This is a genomic window from Halomonas sp. H10-59 (assembly GCF_040070555.1).
In the GTDB taxonomy this organism is placed as follows: Bacteria; Pseudomonadota; Gammaproteobacteria; order Pseudomonadales; family Halomonadaceae; genus Halomonas; species Halomonas litopenaei.
In genome coordinates this window covers 1690307-1712706 of record NZ_CP098828.1, presented here as the reverse complement: position 1 = coordinate 1712706, position 22400 = coordinate 1690307, and the positions used below count along the sequence as shown (strand labels likewise).

18 protein-coding genes are annotated in these 22400 nt (G+C 66.1%); 5 read left to right on the top strand and 13 right to left on the bottom strand.

Going from position 1 to position 22400, the window contains the following annotated elements:
- Positions 1–72: 72 nt before the first annotated feature.
- The gene (locus NFG57_RS07655) at positions 73–693 is read left to right on the top strand and encodes a nucleoside triphosphate pyrophosphatase (protein WP_045993404.1); all 621 of its coding nucleotides are present in this window, start codon (positions 73–75) and stop codon (positions 691–693) included.
- Here NFG57_RS07655 and sppA read toward each other — a convergent pair.
- The 4 genes from sppA to NFG57_RS07635 form a co-directional block, all read right to left on the bottom strand.
- Positions 681–1913 (bottom strand): signal peptide peptidase SppA, encoded by a 1233-nt coding sequence (gene sppA / locus NFG57_RS07650; RefSeq protein WP_348815810.1) that lies wholly within the window; start codon positions 1911–1913, stop codon positions 681–683. The two genes, NFG57_RS07655 and sppA, sit on opposite strands and share 13 nt — an antisense overlap.
- A 68-nt stretch (positions 1914–1981) precedes the next feature.
- On the bottom strand, positions 1982–2626 hold the full coding sequence (locus NFG57_RS07645) for an HAD-IA family hydrolase (RefSeq protein ID WP_108447678.1): 645 nt from the start codon (positions 2624–2626) through the stop codon (positions 1982–1984).
- 158 nt (positions 2627–2784) lie between these two features.
- On the bottom strand, positions 2785–4011 hold the full coding sequence (locus NFG57_RS07640; RefSeq protein ID WP_045993401.1) for a bifunctional alpha/beta hydrolase/OsmC family protein: 1227 nt from the start codon (positions 4009–4011) through the stop codon (positions 2785–2787).
- Positions 4012–4243: 232 nt separating this feature from the next.
- Entirely contained in the window at positions 4244–5191 is a 948-nt protein-coding gene (locus NFG57_RS07635; RefSeq protein WP_045993400.1) for an RluA family pseudouridine synthase, read from the bottom strand.
- 569 nt (positions 5192–5760) lie between these two features.
- Between NFG57_RS07635 and rne the strand changes: the two genes are divergently transcribed.
- Positions 5761–9309, top strand: coding sequence for a ribonuclease E (gene rne / locus NFG57_RS07630; RefSeq protein WP_348815808.1), 3549 nt, complete (start codon positions 5761–5763; stop codon positions 9307–9309).
- 144 nt (positions 9310–9453) lie between these two features.
- On the opposite strand, the gene murB is transcribed toward rne, so the two are convergent.
- From murB to NFG57_RS07595, 7 genes are all read right to left on the bottom strand, one after another.
- Positions 9454–10425 (bottom strand): UDP-N-acetylmuramate dehydrogenase, encoded by a 972-nt coding sequence (murB, locus tag NFG57_RS07625; protein ID WP_240184122.1) that lies wholly within the window; start codon positions 10423–10425, stop codon positions 9454–9456.
- 26 nt (positions 10426–10451) lie between these two features.
- Entirely contained in the window at positions 10452–10922 is a 471-nt protein-coding gene (locus tag NFG57_RS07620) for a low molecular weight protein-tyrosine-phosphatase (protein WP_124804364.1), read from the bottom strand.
- Between the two features lie 23 nt (positions 10923–10945).
- Positions 10946–11725 (bottom strand): 3-deoxy-manno-octulosonate cytidylyltransferase, encoded by a 780-nt coding sequence (gene kdsB / locus NFG57_RS07615; RefSeq protein ID WP_108132673.1) that lies wholly within the window; start codon positions 11723–11725, stop codon positions 10946–10948.
- Positions 11726–11739: 14 nt separating this feature from the next.
- Positions 11740–11961: a Trm112 family protein gene (locus NFG57_RS07610; protein ID WP_108132807.1), complete on the bottom strand. Its 222-nt coding sequence runs from the start codon at positions 11959–11961 to the stop codon at positions 11740–11742.
- 41 nt (positions 11962–12002) lie between these two features.
- Entirely contained in the window at positions 12003–13055 is a 1053-nt protein-coding gene (gene lpxK / locus NFG57_RS07605) for a tetraacyldisaccharide 4'-kinase (RefSeq protein WP_348815806.1), read from the bottom strand.
- The gene (msbA, locus tag NFG57_RS07600) at positions 13056–14792 is read right to left on the bottom strand and encodes a lipid A export permease/ATP-binding protein MsbA (RefSeq protein ID WP_045993428.1); all 1737 of its coding nucleotides are present in this window, start codon (positions 14790–14792) and stop codon (positions 13056–13058) included. It lies immediately after the preceding gene.
- Positions 14793–14938: 146 nt separating this feature from the next.
- Positions 14939–17380, bottom strand: coding sequence for a DNA internalization-related competence protein ComEC/Rec2 (locus NFG57_RS07595; protein ID WP_348815805.1), 2442 nt, complete (start codon positions 17378–17380; stop codon positions 14939–14941).
- Positions 17381–17548: 168 nt separating this feature from the next.
- Between NFG57_RS07595 and NFG57_RS07590 the strand changes: the two genes are divergently transcribed.
- A complete protein-coding gene (locus tag NFG57_RS07590) occupies positions 17549–18082 on the top strand; it encodes a DUF2062 domain-containing protein (protein WP_045993394.1) in 534 nt (177 codons plus the stop codon).
- A gap of 176 nt (positions 18083–18258) precedes the next feature.
- On the opposite strand, the gene NFG57_RS07585 is transcribed toward NFG57_RS07590, so the two are convergent.
- On the bottom strand, positions 18259–18990 hold the full coding sequence (locus NFG57_RS07585) for an ATP-binding cassette domain-containing protein (protein ID WP_045993393.1): 732 nt from the start codon (positions 18988–18990) through the stop codon (positions 18259–18261).
- Positions 18983–20224 carry a lipoprotein-releasing ABC transporter permease subunit gene (locus NFG57_RS07580; protein WP_045993392.1) on the bottom strand — a complete coding sequence of 414 codons (1242 nt, stop codon included), beginning with the start codon at positions 20222–20224 and terminating at the stop codon, positions 18983–18985. Before NFG57_RS07580 ends, NFG57_RS07585 begins: the two co-directional genes overlap by 8 nt.
- 142 nt (positions 20225–20366) lie before the next feature.
- Here NFG57_RS07580 and NFG57_RS07575 point away from each other — a divergent pair, with 142 nt between their 5' ends.
- Positions 20367–21431 (top strand): agmatine deiminase family protein, encoded by a 1065-nt coding sequence (locus tag NFG57_RS07575; protein WP_348815804.1) that lies wholly within the window; start codon positions 20367–20369, stop codon positions 21429–21431.
- Positions 21428–22330: a carbon-nitrogen hydrolase gene (locus NFG57_RS07570; RefSeq protein WP_348815803.1), complete on the top strand. Its 903-nt coding sequence runs from the start codon at positions 21428–21430 to the stop codon at positions 22328–22330. The genes NFG57_RS07575 and NFG57_RS07570 overlap by 4 nt, the downstream gene beginning before the upstream one ends.
- The last annotated feature ends 70 nt before the right edge of the window (positions 22331–22400 follow it).

Here is a 22400-nt window from a genome sequence, read left to right as displayed (position 1 = left end):
CGAACCCGACGAGCACAACCTGCCCATAGCGGGCCTCCCCGACACGACTCCACACATTGCAAGGAAGGACGCATGACCCCACTGGTGCTTGCCTCCAGCTCACCCTGGCGCCGCGAACTGCTTGAACGGCTGGGCCTGCCCTTCTCCTGGGCGAGCCCGGACATCGACGAGACCCGCCGCACGGACGAGACGCCCACATCACTGGTGCAGCGGCTGTCGCTGACCAAGGCCGAAGCGCTGGCCGACGCCTACTCGCGCCACCTGATCATCGGCTCCGACCAGGTAGCCCTGTTCGACGACCAGATCCTGGGCAAGCCCCACACCCAGGAGCGCGCCTGCGCACAACTGCGAGCCTTCTCGGGGCAACGGGTGCGTTTTGTCACCGGACTGGCGCTGCTCGACACCGCCGAGCATCGCCATTGGGTCGGCTACCAGCACTATGACGTGGTCTTTCGTCGTCTCACCGACACCGAGATCAGCACCTACGTCGCCCGCGAGCAGCCGCTTCAGTGCGCTGGCAGCTTTCGCATGGAGGGCCTCGGCATCACCCTGTTCGAGCGCCTGGAGGGTGACGACCCGAACAGCCTGATCGGTCTCCCTCTGATTCTGCTGTGCCGGTGGCTGCGCGAGGCTGGCGCCGACCCCCTGGCGGCATCCGCCACCGATGTCGCGAACGGCGATCAGGGCAACTGATAACGCACCGGCGATGACGCCTGGGGCAGCCCCATCCACTGGGCCACGCCCACACCGAAGCGCCGAGCCAGGCGGTCGAAGGGGTCCTGGGATGGGGTGTAGTCTTTTATTCGCGGCTGGTCGAGCCATTCATGGGCCTCTTCGTCCAGGGTACCCAGGCGATCCACCAGGCCCAGCTCCAGCGCCTGCTCTCCGGTCCAGATCAGGCCGCTGAAGATCCGGGGATCATCGGCCAGACGATCACCGCGCCCTGCCTTGACCGCATCGATGAACTGCTGATGGGTCGTATCCAGCACCTCTTGCCAGAAGGCCTGCTGCTCGGGACGCATCTCGGAGAAGGGATCGAGAAAGGCCTTGTTGTCGCCTGCGGTGAAGACGCGCCGCTCCACACCCAGGTCATCGATGGCCCCCTCCAGCCCGAAGCCGGCGTAGATGACGCCGATAGAGCCGACCAGACTGGACGGCGCAGCGACAATCTCGTCCGCCGCAGACGCCATGTAATAGGCGCCGCTGGCCCCCAGGTCCTCGACCACCGCGACGATCGGCTTGTCGCCGCGCTCGCGCAGGGCCATCACCGCCTTGTAGACCCGCTGGGACTGCACCGGACTGCCGCCCGGACTGTTGATATGCAATACCACCGCGGCGCTGCTGGGCGACTCCCAGGCGGCTTCGATACCTTCGATCAGGCGCTCGGCATTGGCCGGCGACTCGCTATCGATCACACCGTCGACCTTGACCACCCCAAGATGCCTGGCCTGCTCTCGCTCATCGCCAGGCACCATCAGCAGTGCAAAGCCCACCAGCGCCGCCACTCCCAGCAGCAGCGCCAGCCAGGCGAAACGAAAGAACAGCTTCCAGCGCCGACTGCGCCGCTGCTCGACCAGTACGCTCTGGATCCAGCGGTCCATGCTCTCGATCTGGGCAAGGCGCTGGCGCTCCCGCAATACTTCGGCGCTGTCGCCGGACGATTCAGCCGGCCCGCTGCCGCCGGACGATCCAACCGGCCCGCTGCCGCCGGGTTCAGCCGGCCCTCTGCCGCCGGACGATCCAGCCGGCCCGCTGCCGCCGTGCTCAGCCGGCCCGCTGCCGCCGGACGATTCAGCCGGCCCGCTGCCGCCGCTCTTGTCCGGCCCACTACCGCCGGCTGCCGCCGCTCCCTTGCCGCTGGAAGACGACATCTCCCCCTGGGTCCAGGGGTCATCCTTGGGGGTATCCGACATCCCACCACTCCTTGCAAGCCTGGCGACAACCAGGAATAGAAAACGATTTGCCAGACGATCGACGCGATTCAGCCAGCCAGGTGATCCAGCACCTGATCGAAGCGATCCGCCACCAGCAGCGGCTCACTGCGCGACAGCCGCTGCACATCGTGCACACCATACGAGACAGCGATGCGCGGCATGCCGATGGCACGCGCCATTTCCATATCGTACTCGGTATCGCCGATCATGACGGCGCGGGAGGCGTCGACGCCGCACTCTTCGAGCAGCTCGACCAGCATCAGGGGATCCGGCTTGGAACGCGTCTCGTCGGCGGTACGACTGGCACGAAAGAAGCGACCGGTGTCGCTCTGGCGGAAGATACGATCGAGCCCGCGACGGCTCTTGCCGGTGGCCACGGCCAGCGCCGAGGTCGAGGATAGCGAGGCCAGACCCGCCTCGACGCCGGGATAGAAGGTGACCGGGGTGGCATCACCCTCGACGAAGTGCCAGGCATAGCGTGCCTTCAAACGCTCGGCCTGCTCCGGCTGGATACCCGGACACAGTGTGGCGATGGCTTCCGGCAGGCCGAGACCGATGATATCGCGAATCTCGCCCTCCCCCAGCTCGCCCCACTCGGCCTCGCGGCCAGCCGCCTGCATGCAGGATACGATCCGGGCGATGGAATCCATCAGGGTGCCATCCCAGTCAAAGATGGTCAGGTCATAGCGCAAGAGACAACTCCTCGAGAGACGACGGCGTCCGCGCCATCGCCCATGGATAAATGCCTCTTCCCCGATGATGGGTCACTCAAGCACGCAGGCCGGCTCGGCGCAGCATCAGAGAACCAGACGCCACGACTAGCAGTGACAGCGGCATGCGCCCGCCAGGGCTAGTCGGCCAGCCGAGTCACCACCCTGGCCTTGCCCTCCAGCGTCAGATGCACCGGACACAGGTCAGCGATGGCCAAGAGCTTGTCGCGGGCTTCCTGGTCGAGATCCCCCGTCAGGAAAAGGACACGTTCGAAGTGGTCGATTTTGCCACTGGTCGCCTCGCACTCGCCACAATCCTTGGCGTGAATCTTGTCATGGGAGACGTCCACGGTGACATCATCGAGCGGAAGCTTCTTGCGCCTGGCGTAGCTGCGCACGGTCATCGCCGTGCAGGAGCCGAGCGCCGCCGCCAGCAACTGGTACGGCGTAAAACCGAGATTGGTCCCACCGTAGGAAAGCGGCTCGTCGGCCAGCAGGTGGTGCGCACCCGCGACCACGTCCTGACGAAAACCTGCAGGATCGGCTTCGGATACTCGGGTGACGCCTTCAGGCGCTCCCGCGGGGGGCTTCGGCGCCTCCAGGCCCAGATAGCGCGACGCCCAGCCGACGATGACCTCGGCGGCGTACTCGGCGTCCTGGGGCCGGGTCAGCAGATGATCGGCGTCATCCAGCGAAACAAAGCTTCTGGGATGACGAGCGGCGGTGAAGATGGCCGAGGCGTTTTCGATCTCCACCGTTTCGTCGTTGGGCGCGTGCAGCACCAGCAGCGGACGCCCCAGGTTCTCGATGCGCTCGTGCTGACGCTGACTCTGGAGATCCTCGATAAAGGCCTTGCGGATGGTAAAGGGACGGCCTGCCAGGACCAGCTCGGCCTCCCCTTCGCGTTCGATGACGTCGAGGTTCGAGCCGAAATTGTGCACTACATGAGCCGGGTCGTAAGGCGCCCCGACGGTGGCCACCGCCTTGACCCCGGGCAGTCGCTCGGCGGCGGCGATCACCGCCGCACCGCCCAGCGAATGACCGACCAGCAGAGACGGTGACAGCCCACGCCCCTCGAGATGCTTGGCGGCGGCCACCAGGTCATCCACGTTGGAGCTGAAATGGGTATTGGCGAACTCACCCTCGGAATGACCAAGACCGGTGAAATCGAAGCGCAGTACCGCCACGCCCCGCGACACCAGTCGTGCCGCGATACGCTTGGCGGCGAGGATATCCTTGGTACAGGTAAAGCAATGGGCGAAGATCGCCACCGCCTGGGGCTCACCCACCTCCGGCCGGTCGAACCTCGCCGCCAGCTGGTTGCCGTCGTGACCGGGAAACTGTTCTCTTTCGCTGATGACACGCATGACCGTCCTACCCTCCGAAGACTCATGGGCGCATCGCCGGCACAAACCGCCGATGCCTTACCTGAATCCTTGGCCGAGGACGATCGTTTGGCAACCTGGCTCGCCTGCCCGGCGCGGGCTCACCATGTCCGCCAGACACAGCGATTCACCCACACTTGCTCATTTAGCGCACTGTAATTTCAGTCTTTCTTGCCACAAGGCCGGCACCAGGCAAGGCCGCAGGCGACATCTTTCACTGTCGCCGCCGAGCCTTGTCGAGCACAGTTTCCAGGGCATCGTCGAGGGGAGCGCGAATCTGCACCGGCCGCTGACTGGTCGGCTCGGGGAAGGTCAGCGAGGCAGCATGCAGAAACAGGCGATCCAGCCCCAGTTCGCGCCCGAGGCGAGCGCCCTCTCGGGTACCGTACTTGTCGTCGCCCAACAGCACGTGTCCGGCGTGGGCAGCGTGGACGCGAATCTGATGGGTACGCCCGGTGATCGGCTCCGCCTCCACCAGGGTTGCACCGGCAAAGGTCTCACGCACACCAAAGCGGGTCCGAGCCACCTTGCCCTGCGGATCGACCCTGACTCGACGCTCGCCGTTGCCGGCGTCGTAGCGATCCAGGCGGGCACTGACGAAATCCCGACGGGCTGGCCAGCGGCCTGCCACCAGCGCCAGATACTGCTTGTTCATCTTGTGCTGCTTGAGCGACTGGTTCAGCGCAAGCAGCGCCGGCCGGGACTTGGCCAGCAGCAGACACCCTGAAGTATCCCGATCCAGCCGATGCACCAGCTCCAGGAAGTCCAGGTCCTCGCGCACCTGCCGCAGCGCCTCGATCAGTCCGATCTTGACACCACTGCCGCCGTGCACCGCCAGTCCCGACGGCTTGTTCAAGACCATCCAGTCAGGCCCTTCCAGCAGCACGCTGCCGGCCAGCAGATTACGCAGATTATCGCTGACCTCGCGCACTGCCTCCTGCGGTGCCAGCTTGAGCGGGGGAATACGCACCAGATCGCCAAGCGCCAGACGGGTATCCGCCTTGACCCGCTTCTTGTTCACGCGCACCTCACCCTTGCGCACGATGCGATACACCAGCGAACGGGGGGCGCCCTTGAGGCGACTCATCAGAAAATTGTCGACGCGCTGGCCGACCTGGCCTTCGGTCACTTCCACCCACTGCACTTCACGCCCTTCGGCCACGCTGTCACCCCACTCGAAACCCGCAATAAAGCGCCATTCTAGCGCAGCTTGTCGCCAATTGCTGACCCCTGGCATTGCTGTTATATTGCTTGTTCGCTCCCCGGGTCCGATTGACCCCTGCAAGCGCCTGCACGACTAGACACGCAGGCCCGAGCGAAACGTGACTGACACAGCGTTTGCCACAGAGGCCGCGACGACCCACAGAGGTCCCGCCGCCGATGTCAAGTGACAACACCGAGCCCGGCGCGCCCCACCCCAGCTGGATACCTTTCCGAAGGGGTGGGCCGTCGCCGGGAGACGTACAACACCGTGCCGGAGGCCGGCAGCGGTGAATCGATGAATGCCAGGTGTTGGCGGTGACGGCAGGACCGGATGGGCAAGGCCCCACCGAGACACGTCCTCCCTCCGCCCCGTACTCAACATGATCATGCCGTGACGTTCCTGATGAAGTAACGTCGCGGCCGGGCGCAGCTTCCGCGACATGCGCTGAGCACAAGCACGCTGCACCAACGGTTCACCCTTGCCGTTGCCCATGGGCGCCCTCCGGCGCGCCCATATTGCGAGACAACATGAAACGGATGCTCATCAACGCGACCCAGCCCGAAGAGCTGCGTGTTGCCCTGGTGGATGGACAACGCCTGTACGACCTGGACATCGAATCCGGTGCCAGGGAACAGAAAAAAGCCAATATCTATCGCGGCAAGATCACCCGCGTGGAACCCTCCCTCGAAGCCGCCTTTGTCGATTTCGGCGCCGAACGCCACGGTTTTCTGCCCCTCAAGGAAATTGCTCGCGAGTACTTCGTCAAGGAGCCTTCCGGCCGCCCCAGCATCAAGGAAGTACTGAAGGAAGGTCAGGAAGTCATCGTTCAGGTCGACAAGGAAGAGCGTGGCAACAAGGGCGCCGCCCTGACCACCTTTGTCAGCCTGGCCGGTCGCTTCCTGGTGCTGATGCCCAACAACGCCCGCGCAGGCGGCATCTCGCGTCGCATCGAGGGCGAGGAACGCGCCCAGCTGAAGGAAGCCATGGGCCAGCTCAGCGTGCCCGACAAGATGGGCCTGATCGTGCGCACCGCCGGTATCGGTCGGTCGCCCGAAGAGCTGCAGTGGGACCTCGACTACCTGGTACAGGTGTGGGAATCCATCACCGAGGAAGCCGGCAAGCGCGCCGCCCCCTTCCTGATCTACCGCGAGTCCAATGTCATCATTCGCGCCATGCGCGACTACCTGCGCCAGGATATCGGCGAGGTACTGATCGACAGCCCCGAGGTGCACCAGGAGGCGCTGGCCTTCATTCGCCAGGTGATGCCGTCCTACCAGCAGAAGATCAAGCTGTACGCCGACGAGGTGCCGCTGTTCTCGCGCTTCCAGATCGAGTCGCAGATCGAGACCGCCTACGAGCGTGAAGTGAAGCTGCCCTCCGGCGGCTCCATCGTGATCGACCACACCGAGGCACTGGTGTCCATCGACATCAACTCGGCGCGAGCGACACGCGGCAGTGACATCGAAGAGACTGCGCTGCAGACCAATCTGGAGGCGGCCGACGAGATCGCTCGCCAGTTGCGCCTGCGTGACATCGGCGGCCTGGTGGTCATCGACTTCATCGACATGGGGCCAGCACGCAACCAGCGCGAGGTCGAAAACCGCGCTCGCGATGCCCTCAAGCTCGACCGTGCCCGGGTACAGATCGGCCGTATTTCGCGCTTTGGCCTGATGGAAATGTCGCGTCAGCGTCTGCGCCCGTCCCTCGGCGAAACCAGCGGCGTGGTATGCCCCCGCTGTGACGGCCAGGGCACCATCCGTGACGTGCGTTCGCTCTCGCTGTCGGTCATGCGCCTGATCGAAGAAGAGGCCATGAAGGAGCGCAGCGCTCAGATCCGCGCCATCCTGCCGGTGCCTGTCGCTACCTATCTGCTTAACGAGAAGCGCGCCATCCTGGCCGATATCGAGCGTCGCCAGGGCGTCCGCGTGGTCATCCTGCCAAGCCCGGACATGGACACCCCCCACTACGACGTCCAGCGTCTGCGCGACGACCACGTCGACGAGGAAGGCACCGCCAACGCCTCCAGTTTCGAGCTGTCCACCGACACCGAGGTCGGCAAGGAGCCCGACGCCGCCTTCGGCAAGCCGGTGCAACGCGCCGAAGCCGCGGTCAAGAGCGTGGTCCACAACGCCCCTGCCCCCGCTTCCTTGAGCCAGGAAGAGGCCGCCAGCGAGGACAAGCCCGCACAGCCCAGTCGTCAGCCCAGCGCTCAGGGCGCTCAATCCGGTCGCCAGGCCTCGTCGTCCAGCCGCAGGCAGAGCAGCCCTCAGGCTAATCGCCAGTCAGGCCGTCAGAGCCCCGCAGAGTCTCGTCAGGCGGTTCAGAACGCCGGCCTGTTCGGTCGACTGGTCAAGGGCTTCGCTCGCTTCCTCGGCGGCGAGGAAGAAACCAGTAACGGCGCCACGAGCGGCAGCCAAGGCTCGAGCAGCACTCGCACTCAGTCCTCGAGTCGCGACGACAATGCTCAGCGCGGCGCCCAACAGCGCAGCGACAGCGGCCAGCAGCGCGGTAGCGACACGCGACAGCGCAATCGCCGTGGTGGCAGCCAGAGCGGCCAGCGCCAGAGCAGCAACAGATCCAACCGTAGCGATGGCAACAGCCAGGATCGTCGCCAGCAGGAACGCCGCCAGCCGGCCGCCAAGAGCGACAGCCGCACCGACGCTCGCAGCGAGACTCGAAACGACGCACGCACCGACAGCAAGGCAGACACTCGAGCCGACAGAAATGACGGCAACGACAACCGCCAGCGCTCTCGCCGCGACGACAATCGTCAGCAGGACAACCGCCAGGCTGAAGGACGCCAGCAAGAGGGTCGTCAGCAGGAGGGTCGTCAGCAGGAAAGCCGCCAGCCGGATAGCCGCAAGAGCGACGACAACAAGTCGCCCCGTTCGGCCAGCCGCGGTGAAACGCAGCAGGCAGATGCTGCCAGCAGCGATGCTGCCAAGGACAGCAAGCCCAAGCGCACCCGCAACAATCCGCGCAACCGGAGCCGCAAGCAGGCCATCAACCCCGAGGCGCTGAAAGAGCAGCAACGCCTGCAGGCGGAAGCGGCCGCGGCTCAGGAAGCTCAGCCCGATGCGGGCCAGGCAAGCGCTACGGAAGCTACGGCCGAACAGACCCAGCCTGAAGCAAAAGCCGAAACAAAAGGCGAAACAAAAGCCGAAGCCCCCAAGGCTGACGCCAAGACTGACGCCAAGGCCGAGGCTCCCAAGGCTGACGCCAAGGCCGATGCCAAAGCCGAGGCCCCCAAGGCTGACGCCAAGCCCGATGCCAAAGCCGAGACTGCCAAGGCTGACGCCAAGGCCGGTGCCAAAGCCGAGGCTCCCAAGGCTGACGACAAGGCCGTCGCCAACGCCGAGACTCCCAAGTCGGACGACGCCAAGCCCGTAGAGAAGGACGAGCCGAAGACCGAAGCCAAGGCTCCCAAGGCTGACGCCCAGCCTGGAGAGAAAGCCGAGCCGAAAGCCGAAGCCAAGGCCGAGACTCCCAAGGCGGACGCCCAGCCTGCAGAGAAAGCCGAACCGAAAGCCGAAGCCAAGGCTGAGGCTCCCAAGCCCGAGGCTCCCAAGCCCGAGGCTCCCAAGACTGAGGCCCCCAAGGCTGACACCAAGCCTGCAGAGAAAGCTGACGAGAAAGCCGAGCCGAAAGCCGAAGCCAAGGCTGAGGTCCCCAAGGCCGAGACGCCAAAGGCCGAGACGCCAAAGGCCGAGACTCCCAAGGCTGACACCAAGCCTACAGAGAAAGCCGAGCCGAAAGCCGAAGCCAAGGCCGAGACGCCAAAGGCCGAGACTCCCAAGGCTGACGCCCAACCTGCAGAGAAAGCCGTAGCGAAAGCTGCAGAGAAAGCGGAGGCACCCAAGGCCGATGCCAAGGCGGAAGAGAAAGCCGAGGCGCCCAAGACTGACGCCAAGGCCGACGACGCCAGGACAGAAGCCAAGGCAGAAGACGACGCCTTGAGTGGCGCCACTGATGATGGCCAGGCGCCTCGCCGCCGTCGCCGTCGCCGGGCCCACAACGACCCGCGCGAGCGTCGCAAGCTCGAGGCCGAAAAGGCAAGTGACGGCCACAACAGCTGATCACTCGCCGGAAAGCAAAACGCCCGCGTCCAAGGACGCGGGCGTTTTTTCATTTATGCGCTTTCGATAGTCACACAGCGCCTTCGGCGCCGGCCAAGTCAGGTGCTGGCCAAGTCAGGTGCTACTAATCAGGCCAGATGCTGGTCAGGCCAGACGCGGCTCTCGTTCGAGCGTCACACCGAAGCGTTCGGCGACCCGCGCGGACACCTGGTCGGCGAACGCCAGCAATTCCGTGGCATTGCCGCCACCGTGGTGCACCAGCACCAGCGCCTGACGATCATGGACGCCAAAGTGACCCTGTCGCCAGCCCTTGAGGCCGCACTGATCGATCAGCCACCCCGCCGCCAGCTTGACCCGTCCGTCTTCCAGTTCATAGGCCGGCATACCCGGATAGCTCTCACGCAGCGCCCCGGCACGCGCTGCCTCGACCACAGGATTCTTGAAGAAGCTGCCGGCATTGCCGAGCTGCTCTGGGTCGGGCAGCTTCTCGCGGCGCACCTGGCAGACCGCCTCGGCCACCGCCAGAGGGCCGGGGTTCTCCCCCACCCGGGACGCCAGATCGCCGTAGCCAAGCTTCGGCGCGCCGTGACGGCTGACCCTCAAGGTGAGGTCGGTGATGATGACCTTGCCGTCCCACTCCCCCTTGAAGCGGCTCTCCCGATAGCCGAAGCCACAGGCACCAGCCGGCAAGCTTTCCACCGCACCACTGTCGCGATGGACCAGGGTCACCGACTCAAGCACATCGGCCAGTTCGACCCCATAGGCACCGATGTTCTGTACCGGTGCCGCACCACAGTGCCCGGGTATCAGCGCCAGATTCTCGATGCCCCACCACCCCTTCGACGCCAGCGCCATGACCAGTCGATGCCAGTTGACCCCGGCACCGACATGCACCAGCGCATCCTGTCCGCGCCGCTCGACCCACCAGTAATCGAGCCGCGGTCGCAGCGTCATCCCCGGCAGATAGTCGGGCAGAATCAGATTGCTGCCGCCGGAGAGCAGGGTCAATCGGCGGTCTCCGACCTGCCTGATCAGGGAGGCGAGCTGATCACGACTGAAGACGTCGACGACCTCTTCGGCGACACAGGGCAGCCCCAGGGTATTGGCTCGGGTCAAGTCCTGATCGAGGCCTATGACGGGCCTCAAGAGGACGCCCCCAGACGTTGCGACAAGGTGGCCACCAGGCCATCGGCGGCACGCTCGATCATCGCGTAGACGCCATCGAAACCGCCCTCGTAGTAGGGGTCCGGCACCGCAACGCCGGGCTCCCCGGCGAACTCCATCAAGAGGCCGATATGGGCCTGGCAATTCGCCGGCGCCTGGCGCTCGAGCACGCTCAAGTTGTCGGCGTCCATCGCCAGCAGGTAGTCACATGTTTCGAAATCGGCGGCCTCGAGCTGGCGACCGCGCAGGGCCGACAGGTCGATACCCCGTTTGCGCGCGGCCTGCTGGGCGCGGGCATCCGGTGGCTCACCTACGTGCCAGGGCCCGGTGCCGCAGGAATCCAGCACCACCCGGTCCGCCAGACCGTGCTCCTCGAGTCGCTGCCTCACTACCCCCTCGGCGGTGGGCGAGCGGCAGATATTGCCCAGACATACGAACAGTACCCGCATGCTTGTCTCCTGATCGTTGGCCTTCACTGGTCCGGCGACGTCTGCTGGCCGCCGAAATGGGCGCGAACCCGCTCAAGATCCTCGGCGGTGTCCACCCCCGCCCCGGGCGTCTGCTCGGCCAGCGCCACCTGGATGGCGTGCCCATAGTGCAGCGCACGCAACTGCTCGAGCTGTTCGAGCTGTTCGATGGGAGCCGGCAGCCACTGGCTGAAGGCCCGCAGAAAGCTCGCTCGATAGGCATAGAGGCCAATATGGCGTAGCCAAGCGTCGGTGGTGAGCAGCGTCGGAGGCTCACGAAAGCCCTCCCGGTCCCAGGGCATCGGGGCGCGAGAAAAGCTCAGCGCCCTGCCCGATGCGGCCCGGGTTACCTTGACCACATTGGGGTTGAACAAGGTATCGACGTCGCCAATGGACTCGGCCAGGGTCGCGACCGAGGCGCCCTCGTCGCGCATCAGGCGCCCCGCCACCTGATCGATCAGTTCGGGCGGCAACAGCGGTTCGTCCCCCTGGACGTTGACCAGCACCGCCTCGTCCGGCAGCGCCAGGCGCTCGACCACCTCCGCCAGCCGATCGGTCCCGGTGGTATGGTCCTCGCGGGTCATCACTACCTCGGCGCCCAGCTCGAGCATCACGCTTTCGATGCGCGCATCGTCGGTGGCGATCACCACTCGGCTAGCCGAGGAGCGCCGGGCCTGATCCCAGACCCGGGCGACCATGGGTCGGCCGGCGATATCTGCCAGCGGCTTTCCGGGCAGACGACTCGAGCCGTAACGCGCCGGTATGACAACGATAAAATCCTGCATCGTCTAGCGCTCCTTCACGTCTCGTCCGTGCTGGAGGTGCCCCGCCCGGGGTTGGTCTTGAGGGTCTCGTCGACCTCCATGACCCGCGCCTCCTCGACCAGCATCACCGGGATGCCGTCACGGATCGGATAGGCCAGGCCATCGAACTGGCAGCACAGCTCGCCGGCATCGCGGTCGTAGCGCAGCTTGCCCTGGCACTGGGGGCACACCAGCATCGCCAGTAGTTCCTTGTCCATCATCGTTTCTCCTGTTGAATTTGAGCCTTCGGCGGCAGTGCTCAGTCACTCTGCCGCTGCGCGATCCCGGTATCATGAGCGACCTGCGCATCGTCGGTGCCTCGCCAGGCGGACACTCGCCGATCGAACCAGGCCACGAAGGACGCCTCGGGTCTAGCCTCGACATCCAGGGCCCAGCAATCGTCGGGAACAAAGCTTCGACACTTGACCGCATCCTTGGCGGTCATCACCACAGGTCGCTGGTCGCTGGTCGTCAGGTCGGCCGGGCTGAACCGGTGATGGTCGGAAAAGGGGGCCGGTCGATGGGCGACTCCCAGCTCCGACAGGGTGGTAAAGAAACGCTCCGGATGACCGATCCCTGCCACCGCGGTGACCGGCGTGGCGAAAGGCAGCGGCGTCAGTGGACGCCGCTCGTCGTCACCGACCCTGCGCCAGCAGGCGGGCTCCAGTTGCATGGTGAAGCCGTCGGCGGCAAGCGCGCTCGACGATTCGCCGTTGACGATCAGCGCGTCGATGCGCTCCAGCCGCTCCAGCGGTTCGCGCAGCGGCCCTGCCGGCAGGCAGCGCCCGTTGCCGAAGCCTCGCTTGGCGTCCACCACCACCACCTCGAGATCACGCCCCAGGGCATGGTGCTGAAGACCGTCGTCGGTGACGATGACGTCACAACCGGCGTCGATCAGGCACTGGGCCCCACGCGGGCGGTCCGGATCGACCACCACCGGCAGCCCGGTCTGATCGGCCAGCATTCGCGGCTCATCGCCGCTGGCCGCTACTGGTGTATCGGCGGCAAGGTGCAGCGGGTAGCCATCGGCCTTGCCACCGTAGCCCCGTGACAGAATCCCGGGGCGAAAGCCGTGTTCGGCCAGGTGCCGCCCCATCCAGGCGACCAGCGGCGACTTGCCGGTGCCGCCGAGAGTCAGGTTGCCGACCACGATGACGGGTACCGAAGCGCGCCACACCGGTTTGTCGCCACGCGCAAAGGCGTCGGCTCGCCGGCGTACCTCGCGGCGATAGAGCGCCTCTAGCGGCCGCAGGACGGCAAGCCAGGGAGCCCCACGATAGGCCGCCTCGAGCCAGCGCTGCCCAAGCCCCATCTACGCCTCCTGGAATTGCAGCTGGTGCAACGCGGCGTAGGCACCGCCGTCGCGTTCCAGCAGCTCGGCGTGGGAGCCCTGCTCGATGATCTCGCCCTGCTCCATGACCAGGATGCGGTCGGCCCGTTCGATGGTCGACAGGCGGTGGGCGATGACCAGGGTGGTGCGGTCCTTGCAGACCTCTTCCAGGGCTGCCTGGATATGGCGCTCGGACTCGGTGTCCAGCGCCGAGGTCGCCTCGTCGAGGATCAGGATGGGAGCATCCTTGAAGATCGCCCGAGCGATCGCCATGCGCTGACGCTGACCACCGGAGAGCATCACGCCGTTGTCTCCGACCAGCGCCTGGTAGCCGCCGGGCATGCGCTCGATGAACTCATGGGCGTGGGCGGCGCGGGCCGCCGCCTCGATGTCAGCAGGATCGGCATCGGGGACCCCGTAGGCGATGTTCTCGGCGATGGTGGCGTTGAACAGGGTGACCTGCTGGGACACCAGCGCAATCTGCTGTCGTAGCGCCGTCAGCTGGTACTCCTCGATGGGGGTGCCATCGATCAGGATACGCCCGCCCGTCGGTCGGTAGAAGCGCGGCAACAGGCTGACCAGGGTCGACTTGCCGCTGCCCGAGCGGCCGACGATGGCCACCATCTCGCCCTTGCGCACGTCCAGGTCGATGCCCTTGAGCACCTCGGGCTGATCGTCTCCGTAGGCGAAGCGCACCTGTTCGAGCTGTATCCGCCCCTGCAGGCGCTCGGGCATCAGGGTTCCGGTATCGCGTTCCTCAGGCTCGTCGAGCAGCCCGAACAGTTCACTGGAGGCAGCGATGCCCTTCTGGATGGTGCCGTTGATCTCGCTGAGCGAGCGAATCGGCTTGGCCATCAGCGAGGCGGCGGTGATGAAGGCCACGAATTCACCCGGCGTCATGTTGTCCATCAGCGCCGGTGACATGGCAAGCCACACCAGCAGCGCCAGCGACAGTGCCACCAGCATCTGGATGACCGGAGTGCTGGTGGCCTTGGTCAGGGCCTCCTTCAGGCTCTGGCGACGGTTGACTTCACTGGCGTCGTGGAAGCGCCCCATCTCGTATTTCTCGGCGCCGTGGGTACGCACCACGCGGTAGCCGGTCAAGGCCTCGGAGGCGACGTGGGTGACGTCCCCCATGGAGCGCTGGATGCGCTTGGAAATGCGCCGAAAGCGCTTGCTGGCGTAGCTCACCACGCCACCAATCAGCGGCGTCACTGCCATGAACAAGAGCGTCAGCATCCAGTTGGTCCACAGCAGATAGCCCAGCAGGCCGAGCACGAACAGCCCTTCCTGCAGGATTACCGTGATCGCCTTGGTGCCTGCGCCGGTCACCTGCTCCACATGGTAGGTCACCCGCGAGATCAGGTGGCCGGAAGAATGATTGTCAAAGAAGCGCCCCGGCAGGCGCAGCATATGGTTGAAGACGTCACAGCGCAGCGCGTGCACCATGTTGCGTGCAACGTTGCTCATGAAGTAGGTGCCGAGAAAGGTGCCGACACCCCTGGCGCCGAACATGCCGACGACGAACAGCGGCAGAAACAGACGAAAGGCGGCGTCGGGATTCTGGATGCCATCGATCAGGCGCTTCATCATCTCGGCCAGGGCGGTACTGGACGCCGCGTAGATGGCGTAGCCGACCACGGCGACGAGAAAGGACTTCCAGAAGGGTTTGACGTAACCAAGAAGACGCTTGTAGAGCGTCCAGCCGGAGTATTCGATCACGTTGGCTCCAGTTGCGAGGGAATCGGTCCTGTCTGGCCGCCGCGGATGGTCCAGGTGGCGATCACCCGGACCCGCACGGCCGTCTGCCGCCGACAGCGGACGCGGCGTCGCTCCTGGCCGGCCGACACACAGGGCAGTGAGATTCAGTGCCGCGATTCTACCCCATGGCAGGGGCCTTCGACACCGCCACCGGTCAGACGGGGATGGATACCCTGCGCCGCCGCTATCCCGACCTGCGACAGGAGGATGTTCACCCGCCCATCCACAGCGGTGTCCATCAGGCAACTGCCGGCGCGTCGCAGGCGACGCACCACCTGGTCGGCAGGATGACCGAAGCCATTGTAGGCACCGCGGGAAATCACCGCCAGGCGGGGCGGCCTGGCCGCCACCAGGGCGGCGCTGGTGCTGTCCGCACTGCCGTGATGCCCCACCACCAGCACCGCAGGCGTCTGCGGCAACTGTGGAATCAGGAAGCGCTCGACGCGTTTTCCCGCATCGCCGGTAAGCAACACACTGCCACCGGCGGTACTCACCAGCAGCACGCAGGAGCGATCATTGCTGCCATGCCCGGCAACGTCGCTTGCCGTTGCGCTGCCGGCCGAGGCAGGCGGCCACAGAAAGGTGAAGTCGACACCGTCCCAGCGCCAGCCCTCCCCGGCATGACAAGGGTGTCGCGGCGCGTGCGCCGACAGCGCCAGCGTCTCGCCCTCGGGGTGCCACCAATGAGCCACCCGGTGATCGCGCGCCAGGCTGGCGAGTCCTCCTGCGTGGTCCTGGTCAGCGTGGCTGATCACCACCTCGTCGAAGGCTTGCGGAGATGCCCAGATGGACGCCAGCGGCGTAAAGCCGGAGCGAAAGCGAGGACCGCTGTCGTACAGCAGTCGATGACGGGCGGTGATCAGCTCCACCATCAGCCCCTGCCCCACGTCCCAGACCATCAGCCGTACCTCGCCCGGTCCAGGCCTGCCACCGAAGGCCGGCATCATCGCCATGGCCGCAACAAGTGCCAGGAGGCTTGCTGATCGCAGCCCGGCACCCAGGCCAGGCAGCAACAGCAGCGCGCCCAGGCCCAGCAGCAGAATGCCCAGCGTCCAGCGCCCTCCTTCTCGCAGTGACAGACCGGGTGACAGTTCGGCGAACATCCGCAACGACGCCAGCATCACCTCGAGGCCCGCTTCGAACAGCCACCAGCTCGCCATCGCCGCCTCAGACGACACCGTCGACAGCACCCAGCCCAGCATCCCCAGCGGCACCAGCACCAGCGTCACCAGGGGTACCGCGACCAGATTGGCCAGGGGGGCCAGCGGCGACATCGTGCCCAGGGCCAGCAGCACCAGGCCCGCCATGGGCAACGCCAGCAACAGCTGGGTGCGCAGCAGCACCGTCAAGGCGCCCTTGATGCCGGAGGTCGCCTGCCTGCCCTGCCACATCAGGATCAGCAGGGCCACAGCACCGAAGGACAGCCAAAGCCCGGGGCGCCACAGCGCCAGAGGATCCCACAGCACGACCACCGCCCAGGCCAGTGCCCAGCCCTGCCACGGCGAAGGAGAATGCCGCCCCCCGGCCACCCAAAGGGCAATAAGGACCATCACCAGTGCCCGCAGCGCCGGCGGTTCGGCGCCGACCAGCCAGACAAAGCCGGTGGTGGCCGTTGCGGCGGCCAGCCACGGCCAACGCAACAGCCGCCAGCGCCCCGGCTGAATCAACCGCGCCACCAGGCGCGACAGGGACAGCGCCAGCGCCGCCACCAGGCCCACGTGCAGCCCGGACACCACCGCCAGATGGGTCGTCCCGGTGGCGTTGAGCAGCGCCCAGTCGTCGGCCTCGAGCCGCTCGCCACGCCCCAGGGTCAAGGCCGCCAGCCAGCGCTGCGTGGTCTCGTGCAGCGGCTGTCCATCGAGCTGTCGCAGCAGGGCCTGACGTGGGTCCCCCGGTGCGGCCATCAAGCGTTCGGGCGGCGGTTGTCCGATGACCGACCCGGTGGCGTGGATGCCTTCCCGCCACAGCCAGCGGCGATAGTCGAAGCGCCCGGGATTGGCGAGGCCACCAGGTGGGCGCAGTCGTACATTGATGCGCCAGCGCTCACCGACGGCCATCATCGTGTGCGCTGTTGCCGACGCGGTCCCGACCTCACCGTCCATGGTGCTATAGCGACTGACCCGTATCCGCTCGAGTCCCGAGCAGTCAGGCAGCCCGGCTTCCAGGGGACGGCAGCTCTCGACCCTCATGGTCAGACGCTGCAGGCCATCGCTCTGGCGACTTGCCAACACCCGCCCCTCGACCGTCAGCGGCACCCCGGCAAGCCCCGAGGGCAAGCGGGCCGCCTGCTGCTGCAACAGACAGCCAAGCACCCACAGCCCGGCCAGACAGACCAGCAGCGCCGCCGTCCGGCGCAAGGCCAGTGATACCAGTGCCGCCACTGTCAGCAGATTCAGGCCGAGGGCGGCCTCGGACAGCGTCAGACCGGCGCCTCCAAGGACGCTGCCCAAGGCCAGCGCCCATGCCAGCGAGAGGGAACAGGTGCCTTGCCAGAGGCGGCCTGACGGCCGACGCATCGATCGTTGCCAATCTTCGTCAGATTCCATCGCCCTCTCTCTGGAGCCCTGGAGCATTAGAGCCCTGAAGCCCTGGGGCCCTGGAGCCCGACAGCCCGTTGACGGCGTCGCGCATGCCCATCGTTGGCCGACGTCATGGCAAGGGCGGCGGCTTGTATGGATAATAGCCACGCATCCGCAGCCTCGAGCTGATTCGCCATGCCGCGTCGACTACTCAAGCGCTATCTGCCCTCGCCGGACGCCCTGCGCCGGCAGCGCTCGCTACGCTTCATGGCGCATCTGATCGCCGACCCCGCCCTGTGGGTGCTGACACGCCGTAGCGTGGCCAACGCCTTCAGCGTTGGCCTGTTCAGCGCGCTGCTGCCGATCCCGTGTCAGATGGTCGTCGCCGCCCTCGGCGCCCGTGTCGGACGCTGCAATCTGCCGCTGTCGGTGGCTCTGGTGTGGATCACCAACCCGCTGACGATGCCGATCATCTTCTACGCCAACTACTGTCTCGGCGCCTGGCTGATGCAACGCCCGGCGCTGGAGGCGCCCCACCGGCTGACCACCGACTGGCTGCAGTCCCAGTTGCTGGACATCCTGCCGTCCCTGCTGATCGGCTCGCTGGTGGCGGCGATCGCCGTGGGAGGCCTGGCCAACCTGGTGATACGCCTGCTGTGGCGCTGGCAGGTGGCACGCAGCTGGAAGGCACGCGCGCGCCGGCGACGCCGCAGGACCCAGCCGCACTGACCCAGCCGCATCGACCCAGCCTGCGCAAAAGGCCCTGCTCGGCCCGGCGCCGTTCCCGCTGGTCTGCCGAGAAAGCCCGGACGAAAAAGCCCGGACGAGCAATCCCCTACGAAAGAAGGCCCCGATGCGATTGCATCGGGGCCTTCTTCTGGCTTCTTCTGGACGCTGCGAAAGACCTACTCGGCGTGCAGCTTGCCGTTGTCGAGTCTCAGCACGCGGTCCTGATGGGCGGCCAGGGCCGGGTCATGGGTGACGATGACGAAGGCGCAGCGAGCGCTGGCGGCAAGCTCATCCATCAGCGCCAGGATGCTGGCGGCGGTGTGCTTGTCGAGGTTGCCGGTGGGCTCGTCCATCAGCATCAGGCTGGGATCGGTGACCAAGGCCCTGGCGATCGCCGCACGCTGGCGCTCACCGCCGGACAGCTCGCCGGGCTTGTGTTCGGCCCTGGGGCCCAGCCCTACCTTGTCCAGCAGAGCACGCGCCTTGTCCTCGGCGTCACGCTTGCGGCTACCGCGAATGATCAACGGCAGCGCCACGTTCTCCAGCGCCGAGAACTCCGCCAGCAGATGGTGGAACTGGTAGACGAAGCCGATGTGGCGATTGCGGAAGCGCCCGATCTCGGCGTCGCCCATCTTGTGCAACACGGTGTCGGCCACCCGTACTTCGCCGGCGCTGGGGCTGTCGAGGCCACCGAGCAGGTTGAGCAGGGTGGTCTTGCCGGAGCCGGAACTGCCGACCACCGCGACCCGCTCGCCGGCGTGCACCTTGAGCTCGAGCTGGTCGAGCACCACCAGGTCGGCGGGACCTTCATCGTAGACCCGGGACAACTCGCGGCACTCGAGCATCAGATCGTTGCCGGCGGGGGTCGACGCCTCGACACCAGGCTTGGCGATTACCGAATCATTCATAGCGCAGCACCTCGGCAGGCTGGACCCGCGCCGCGCGCCAGGCCGGATACAGGGTGGACAGGAAAGTCAGCACGAAGGCGGCCCCCACGATCTGATAGACATCGCTCCAGATCAGCTGGGACGGCAGGTCACTGATGAAGTAGACCCCCGCGTCGAGGAAGTGGATACCCAGGGTCGACTCGACGAAGGCAATGATATCGGACACCGTCAGCGCCAGCAGAATACCCAGCGCGACCCCGATGACGATACCGATCACCCCGATGGCGATACCCTGGACCATGAAGATGCCCATGATCGAACCCGGGGTGGCGCCTATGGTCCGCAGGATGGCGATGTCGGCGTGCTTGTCGGTCACCACCATCACCAGGGTCGAGACGATATTGAAGGCAGCCACGGCGATGATCACGGTCAGCAGCAGGCCGATCATGCGCTTTTCCATCTGGATCGCCTGGAACAGGTTGCCCCGGGTGAAGGTCCAGTCGTAGCCGCGATAGCCACCGCCCAGCTCATTGACGATGGCCTGGGTCTCCTGACCGGCCAGGAACAGATCGTCGAGTTCCAGACGCAGCCCGCCAATGCTGTCACCCATGCGCGCCAGGGTCTGCATGTCCTCGATGTTGGCGTAGGCCAGGTTGGCGTCCAGGTCGGCACCGACACTGAAGATGCCACTGACGGTGAAGCGCTTGAGCCTGGGGAAGACGCCTGCCGGGGTGATCGAGGCCTCCGGCACCAGCAGGGTCACGCTGTCCCCCACGTCGACGTTGAGGTTGTTGGCGAGGATGGAGCCGAGCACGATGTGCCACTCCCCTGCCTTGAGGTCGTCCAGCGAGCCACGCGACATGTTCTCGTCGACGATCGACACCCGGCTCTCCCACTCGGGCTCGATGCCGTTGACCATGGCGCCCTGATTGCGCCCGGCCACCGAGAACATGCCCTGCTGCTGGATATAGGGCGCCGCCCCGATGACATGTTCGCGCTGGGTCAGGCGCTCGGCCAGGGGCTGCCAGTCGGTCATCCCACCGGCCTGTTCGATCTGGGTGTGGGGCACCATGCCCAGCACCCGCTGGCGCAGCTCCCGGTCGAAGCCGTTCATCACCGAGAGCACCAGTATCAGCACCGCCACGCCCAGGGTAAGACCCAGCATGGAGGTCAGCGAGATGAACGAAATGAAGTGGTTGCGTCGCTTGGCTCGCACATAACGCAACCCGATCAGAAAGGGCAATCGATCAAGCATGGACTCGTTCCTTGTCGGCGGGCCGTCATGGTACGGTTTTTTGCGAGCGACTGCATCGCCACGGCAGAGGAATTGCGAGATCCTTGCATCTTCGATCACAGCCGCCTACATTTCGCCGTTTCTTGGCCCCAGGACATCACCCATGCCCCGCCTGCTACCCGAATGGCACCCTCAGGATGCCGTCCAGCTGACCTGGCCCCGCTGCGACAGCGACTGGGCGCCGACGCTGCCCGCCATCGAGGCGATGCTCGAGCAGCTCGCCCTGATCATCAGTCGTTATCAGAGCGTGATCATCGGGGTGCCCGACCGTGACACCGGCGAGGCGCTGTCAGGCCGCCTGCTGGCCCGCGGCGCGGTACCCGAGCGTCTGCGCCTGACCGTGGTCGACGCCGACGACACCTGGGCCCGTGACCATGGCCCACTGGCGACCGGTGACGGCGACGGCGTTACCTTCCATGACCTCGGCTTCAACGGCTGGGGCGGCAAGTTTCCGGCCGATCGCGACAACACCCTGACCCGCCAGCTCAAGGATGCCGGCTTGATCGCCTGCGCGACAAGCGATAGCGCGGTGATCATGGAGGGCGGCGCCCTGGAGACCGATGGCGAGGGGACGCTGCTGACCACCGAGGCCTGTCTGCTCAATCCCAACCGCAACCCCTCGATGTCACGGGCCGATATCGAGACCTGGCTGGCCGAGACGCTGGGCATCCAACGGGTGCTGTGGCTCTGCCACGGACATCTCGAAGGCGACGATACCGACAGCCATATCGATACCCTGGCGCGCTTCTGTGATCCCCAGACCATCGCCTATGTGCGCTGCGATGATCCGAGCGATGCGCACTACGCCGAGCTCGCCGCCATGGAGCGCGAACTCAAGGCGCTGACCCGCGCGGACGGCTCGCCCTATCGCCTGGTACCGCTGCCCTGGCCTGGCGCCTGCCATGACGCCGAGGATGGCCACCGCCTGCCGGCCACCTATGCCAACTTCCTGATCATCAACGGGGCGGTGCTGGTGCCGGTCTACGGCGATCGTCACGATCTGGCGGCGCTCGACGCCCTGGCCGGAGCCTTCCCCGACCGGGATGTCATCCCGGTGGACGCCAGCGCCGCCATCGTTCAACACGGCAGCCTGCACTGCCTGACCATGCAGTGGCCCCAGGGGGCTCTCGCCGCCGCCACCACCACCGCCGAAGGAGACCGCCGATGACGCGCCAATTGACCGTAGGCCTGGTCCAGCAACCCGCCTGGCCCGACAAGGCCAGAAGTCTCGACGCCAGTGAAGCGAGCATCCGCGATCTCGCCGGCCGCGGTGCCAGACTGGTGATGCTGCAGGAACTCCACGCCACCCACTACTTCTGTCAGTACGAGGATCCGGCCCTGTTCGACCTGGCGGAGCCGCTGGACGGGCCCACCGGCACACGACTGGCCGAACTCGCCGCGGAGCTCGACATCGTGCTGATGGGCTCGCTGTTCGAGCGCCGCGCGCCGGGCATCTATCACAACACGGCGGTGGTCTACGACGGCGCCAAGGGCGCGGTGGGTCACTACCGCAAGATGCATATCCCCGACGACCCGGGCTTCTACGAGAAGTTCTACTTCACCCCCGGAGATCATGACGCCTCTCTCGGACAAGGGTTCACCCCCATCGACACCTCGGTGGGCCGGCTCGGGGTACTGGTGTGCTGGGATCAGTGGTACCCGGAGGCCGCGCGCCTGATGGCCCTGGCCGGTGCCGAACTGCTGCTCTACCCCACCGCCATCGGCTGGGCGCCGAGCGACGACGACGCCGAGAAGACGCGCCAGAAGGACGCCTGGACGCTGATCCAGCGCAGCCACGCCGTGGCCAACGGCGTCCCGGTACTGGTCGCCAACCGGGTGGGCCACGAGGAGGATCACTCGAAGGTCAGCGAAGGCATCGACTTCTGGGGTGGCAGCTTTGTTGCCGGGCCCCAGGGGGAGCTGCTGGCCCACGCCGGCACCGAGCCCGAGACCCTGCTGGTGACCCTGGATCTCGACCATGGCGAAAACGTGCGTCGGATCTGGCCCTACCTGCGGGACCGGCGCATCGATGCCTATGGGGACCTGACCCGCCGCTACCGCGACTAGGGCTTGCCGCCAAAGAGCCGGGCTTCGTCGACTTCTCGCATAAAGCCCAGGGCTTGTACGAAAAGCGCCG

Excerpts from the sequence above, each read along its gene's own strand:
- NFG57_RS07610 (WP_108132807.1), bottom strand. The coding sequence starts at position 11,961 with ATGGACAAGGAACTACTGGCGATGCTGGTGTGCCCCCAGTGCCAGGGC.
- NFG57_RS07575 (WP_348815804.1), top strand. The coding sequence starts at position 20,367 with ATGCCCCGCCTGCTACCCGAATGGCACCCTCAGGATGCCGTCCAGCTG.
- NFG57_RS07570 (WP_348815803.1), top strand. The coding sequence starts at position 21,428 with ATGACGCGCCAATTGACCGTAGGCCTGGTCCAGCAACCCGCCTGGCCC.
- lpxK (WP_348815806.1), bottom strand. The coding sequence starts at position 13,055 with ATGGGGCTTGGGCAGCGCTGGCTCGAGGCGGCCTATCGTGGGGCTCCC.
- NFG57_RS07590 (WP_045993394.1), top strand. The coding sequence starts at position 17,549 with ATGCCGCGTCGACTACTCAAGCGCTATCTGCCCTCGCCGGACGCCCTG.
- kdsB (WP_108132673.1), bottom strand. The coding sequence starts at position 11,725 with ATGCAGGATTTTATCGTTGTCATACCGGCGCGTTACGGCTCGAGTCGT.
- NFG57_RS07585 (WP_045993393.1), bottom strand. The coding sequence starts at position 18,990 with ATGAATGATTCGGTAATCGCCAAGCCTGGTGTCGAGGCGTCGACCCCC.
- NFG57_RS07580 (WP_045993392.1), bottom strand. The coding sequence starts at position 20,224 with ATGCTTGATCGATTGCCCTTTCTGATCGGGTTGCGTTATGTGCGAGCC.
- NFG57_RS07655 (WP_045993404.1), top strand. The coding sequence starts at position 73 with ATGACCCCACTGGTGCTTGCCTCCAGCTCACCCTGGCGCCGCGAACTG.
- NFG57_RS07620 (WP_124804364.1), bottom strand. The coding sequence starts at position 10,922 with ATGCGGGTACTGTTCGTATGTCTGGGCAATATCTGCCGCTCGCCCACC.
- NFG57_RS07640 (WP_045993401.1), bottom strand. The coding sequence starts at position 4,011 with ATGCGTGTCATCAGCGAAAGAGAACAGTTTCCCGGTCACGACGGCAAC.
- sppA (WP_348815810.1), bottom strand. The coding sequence starts at position 1,913 with ATGTCGGATACCCCCAAGGATGACCCCTGGACCCAGGGGGAGATGTCG.
- NFG57_RS07595 (WP_348815805.1), bottom strand. The coding sequence starts at position 17,380 with ATGGAATCTGACGAAGATTGGCAACGATCGATGCGTCGGCCGTCAGGC.
- rne (WP_348815808.1), top strand. The coding sequence starts at position 5,761 with ATGAAACGGATGCTCATCAACGCGACCCAGCCCGAAGAGCTGCGTGTT.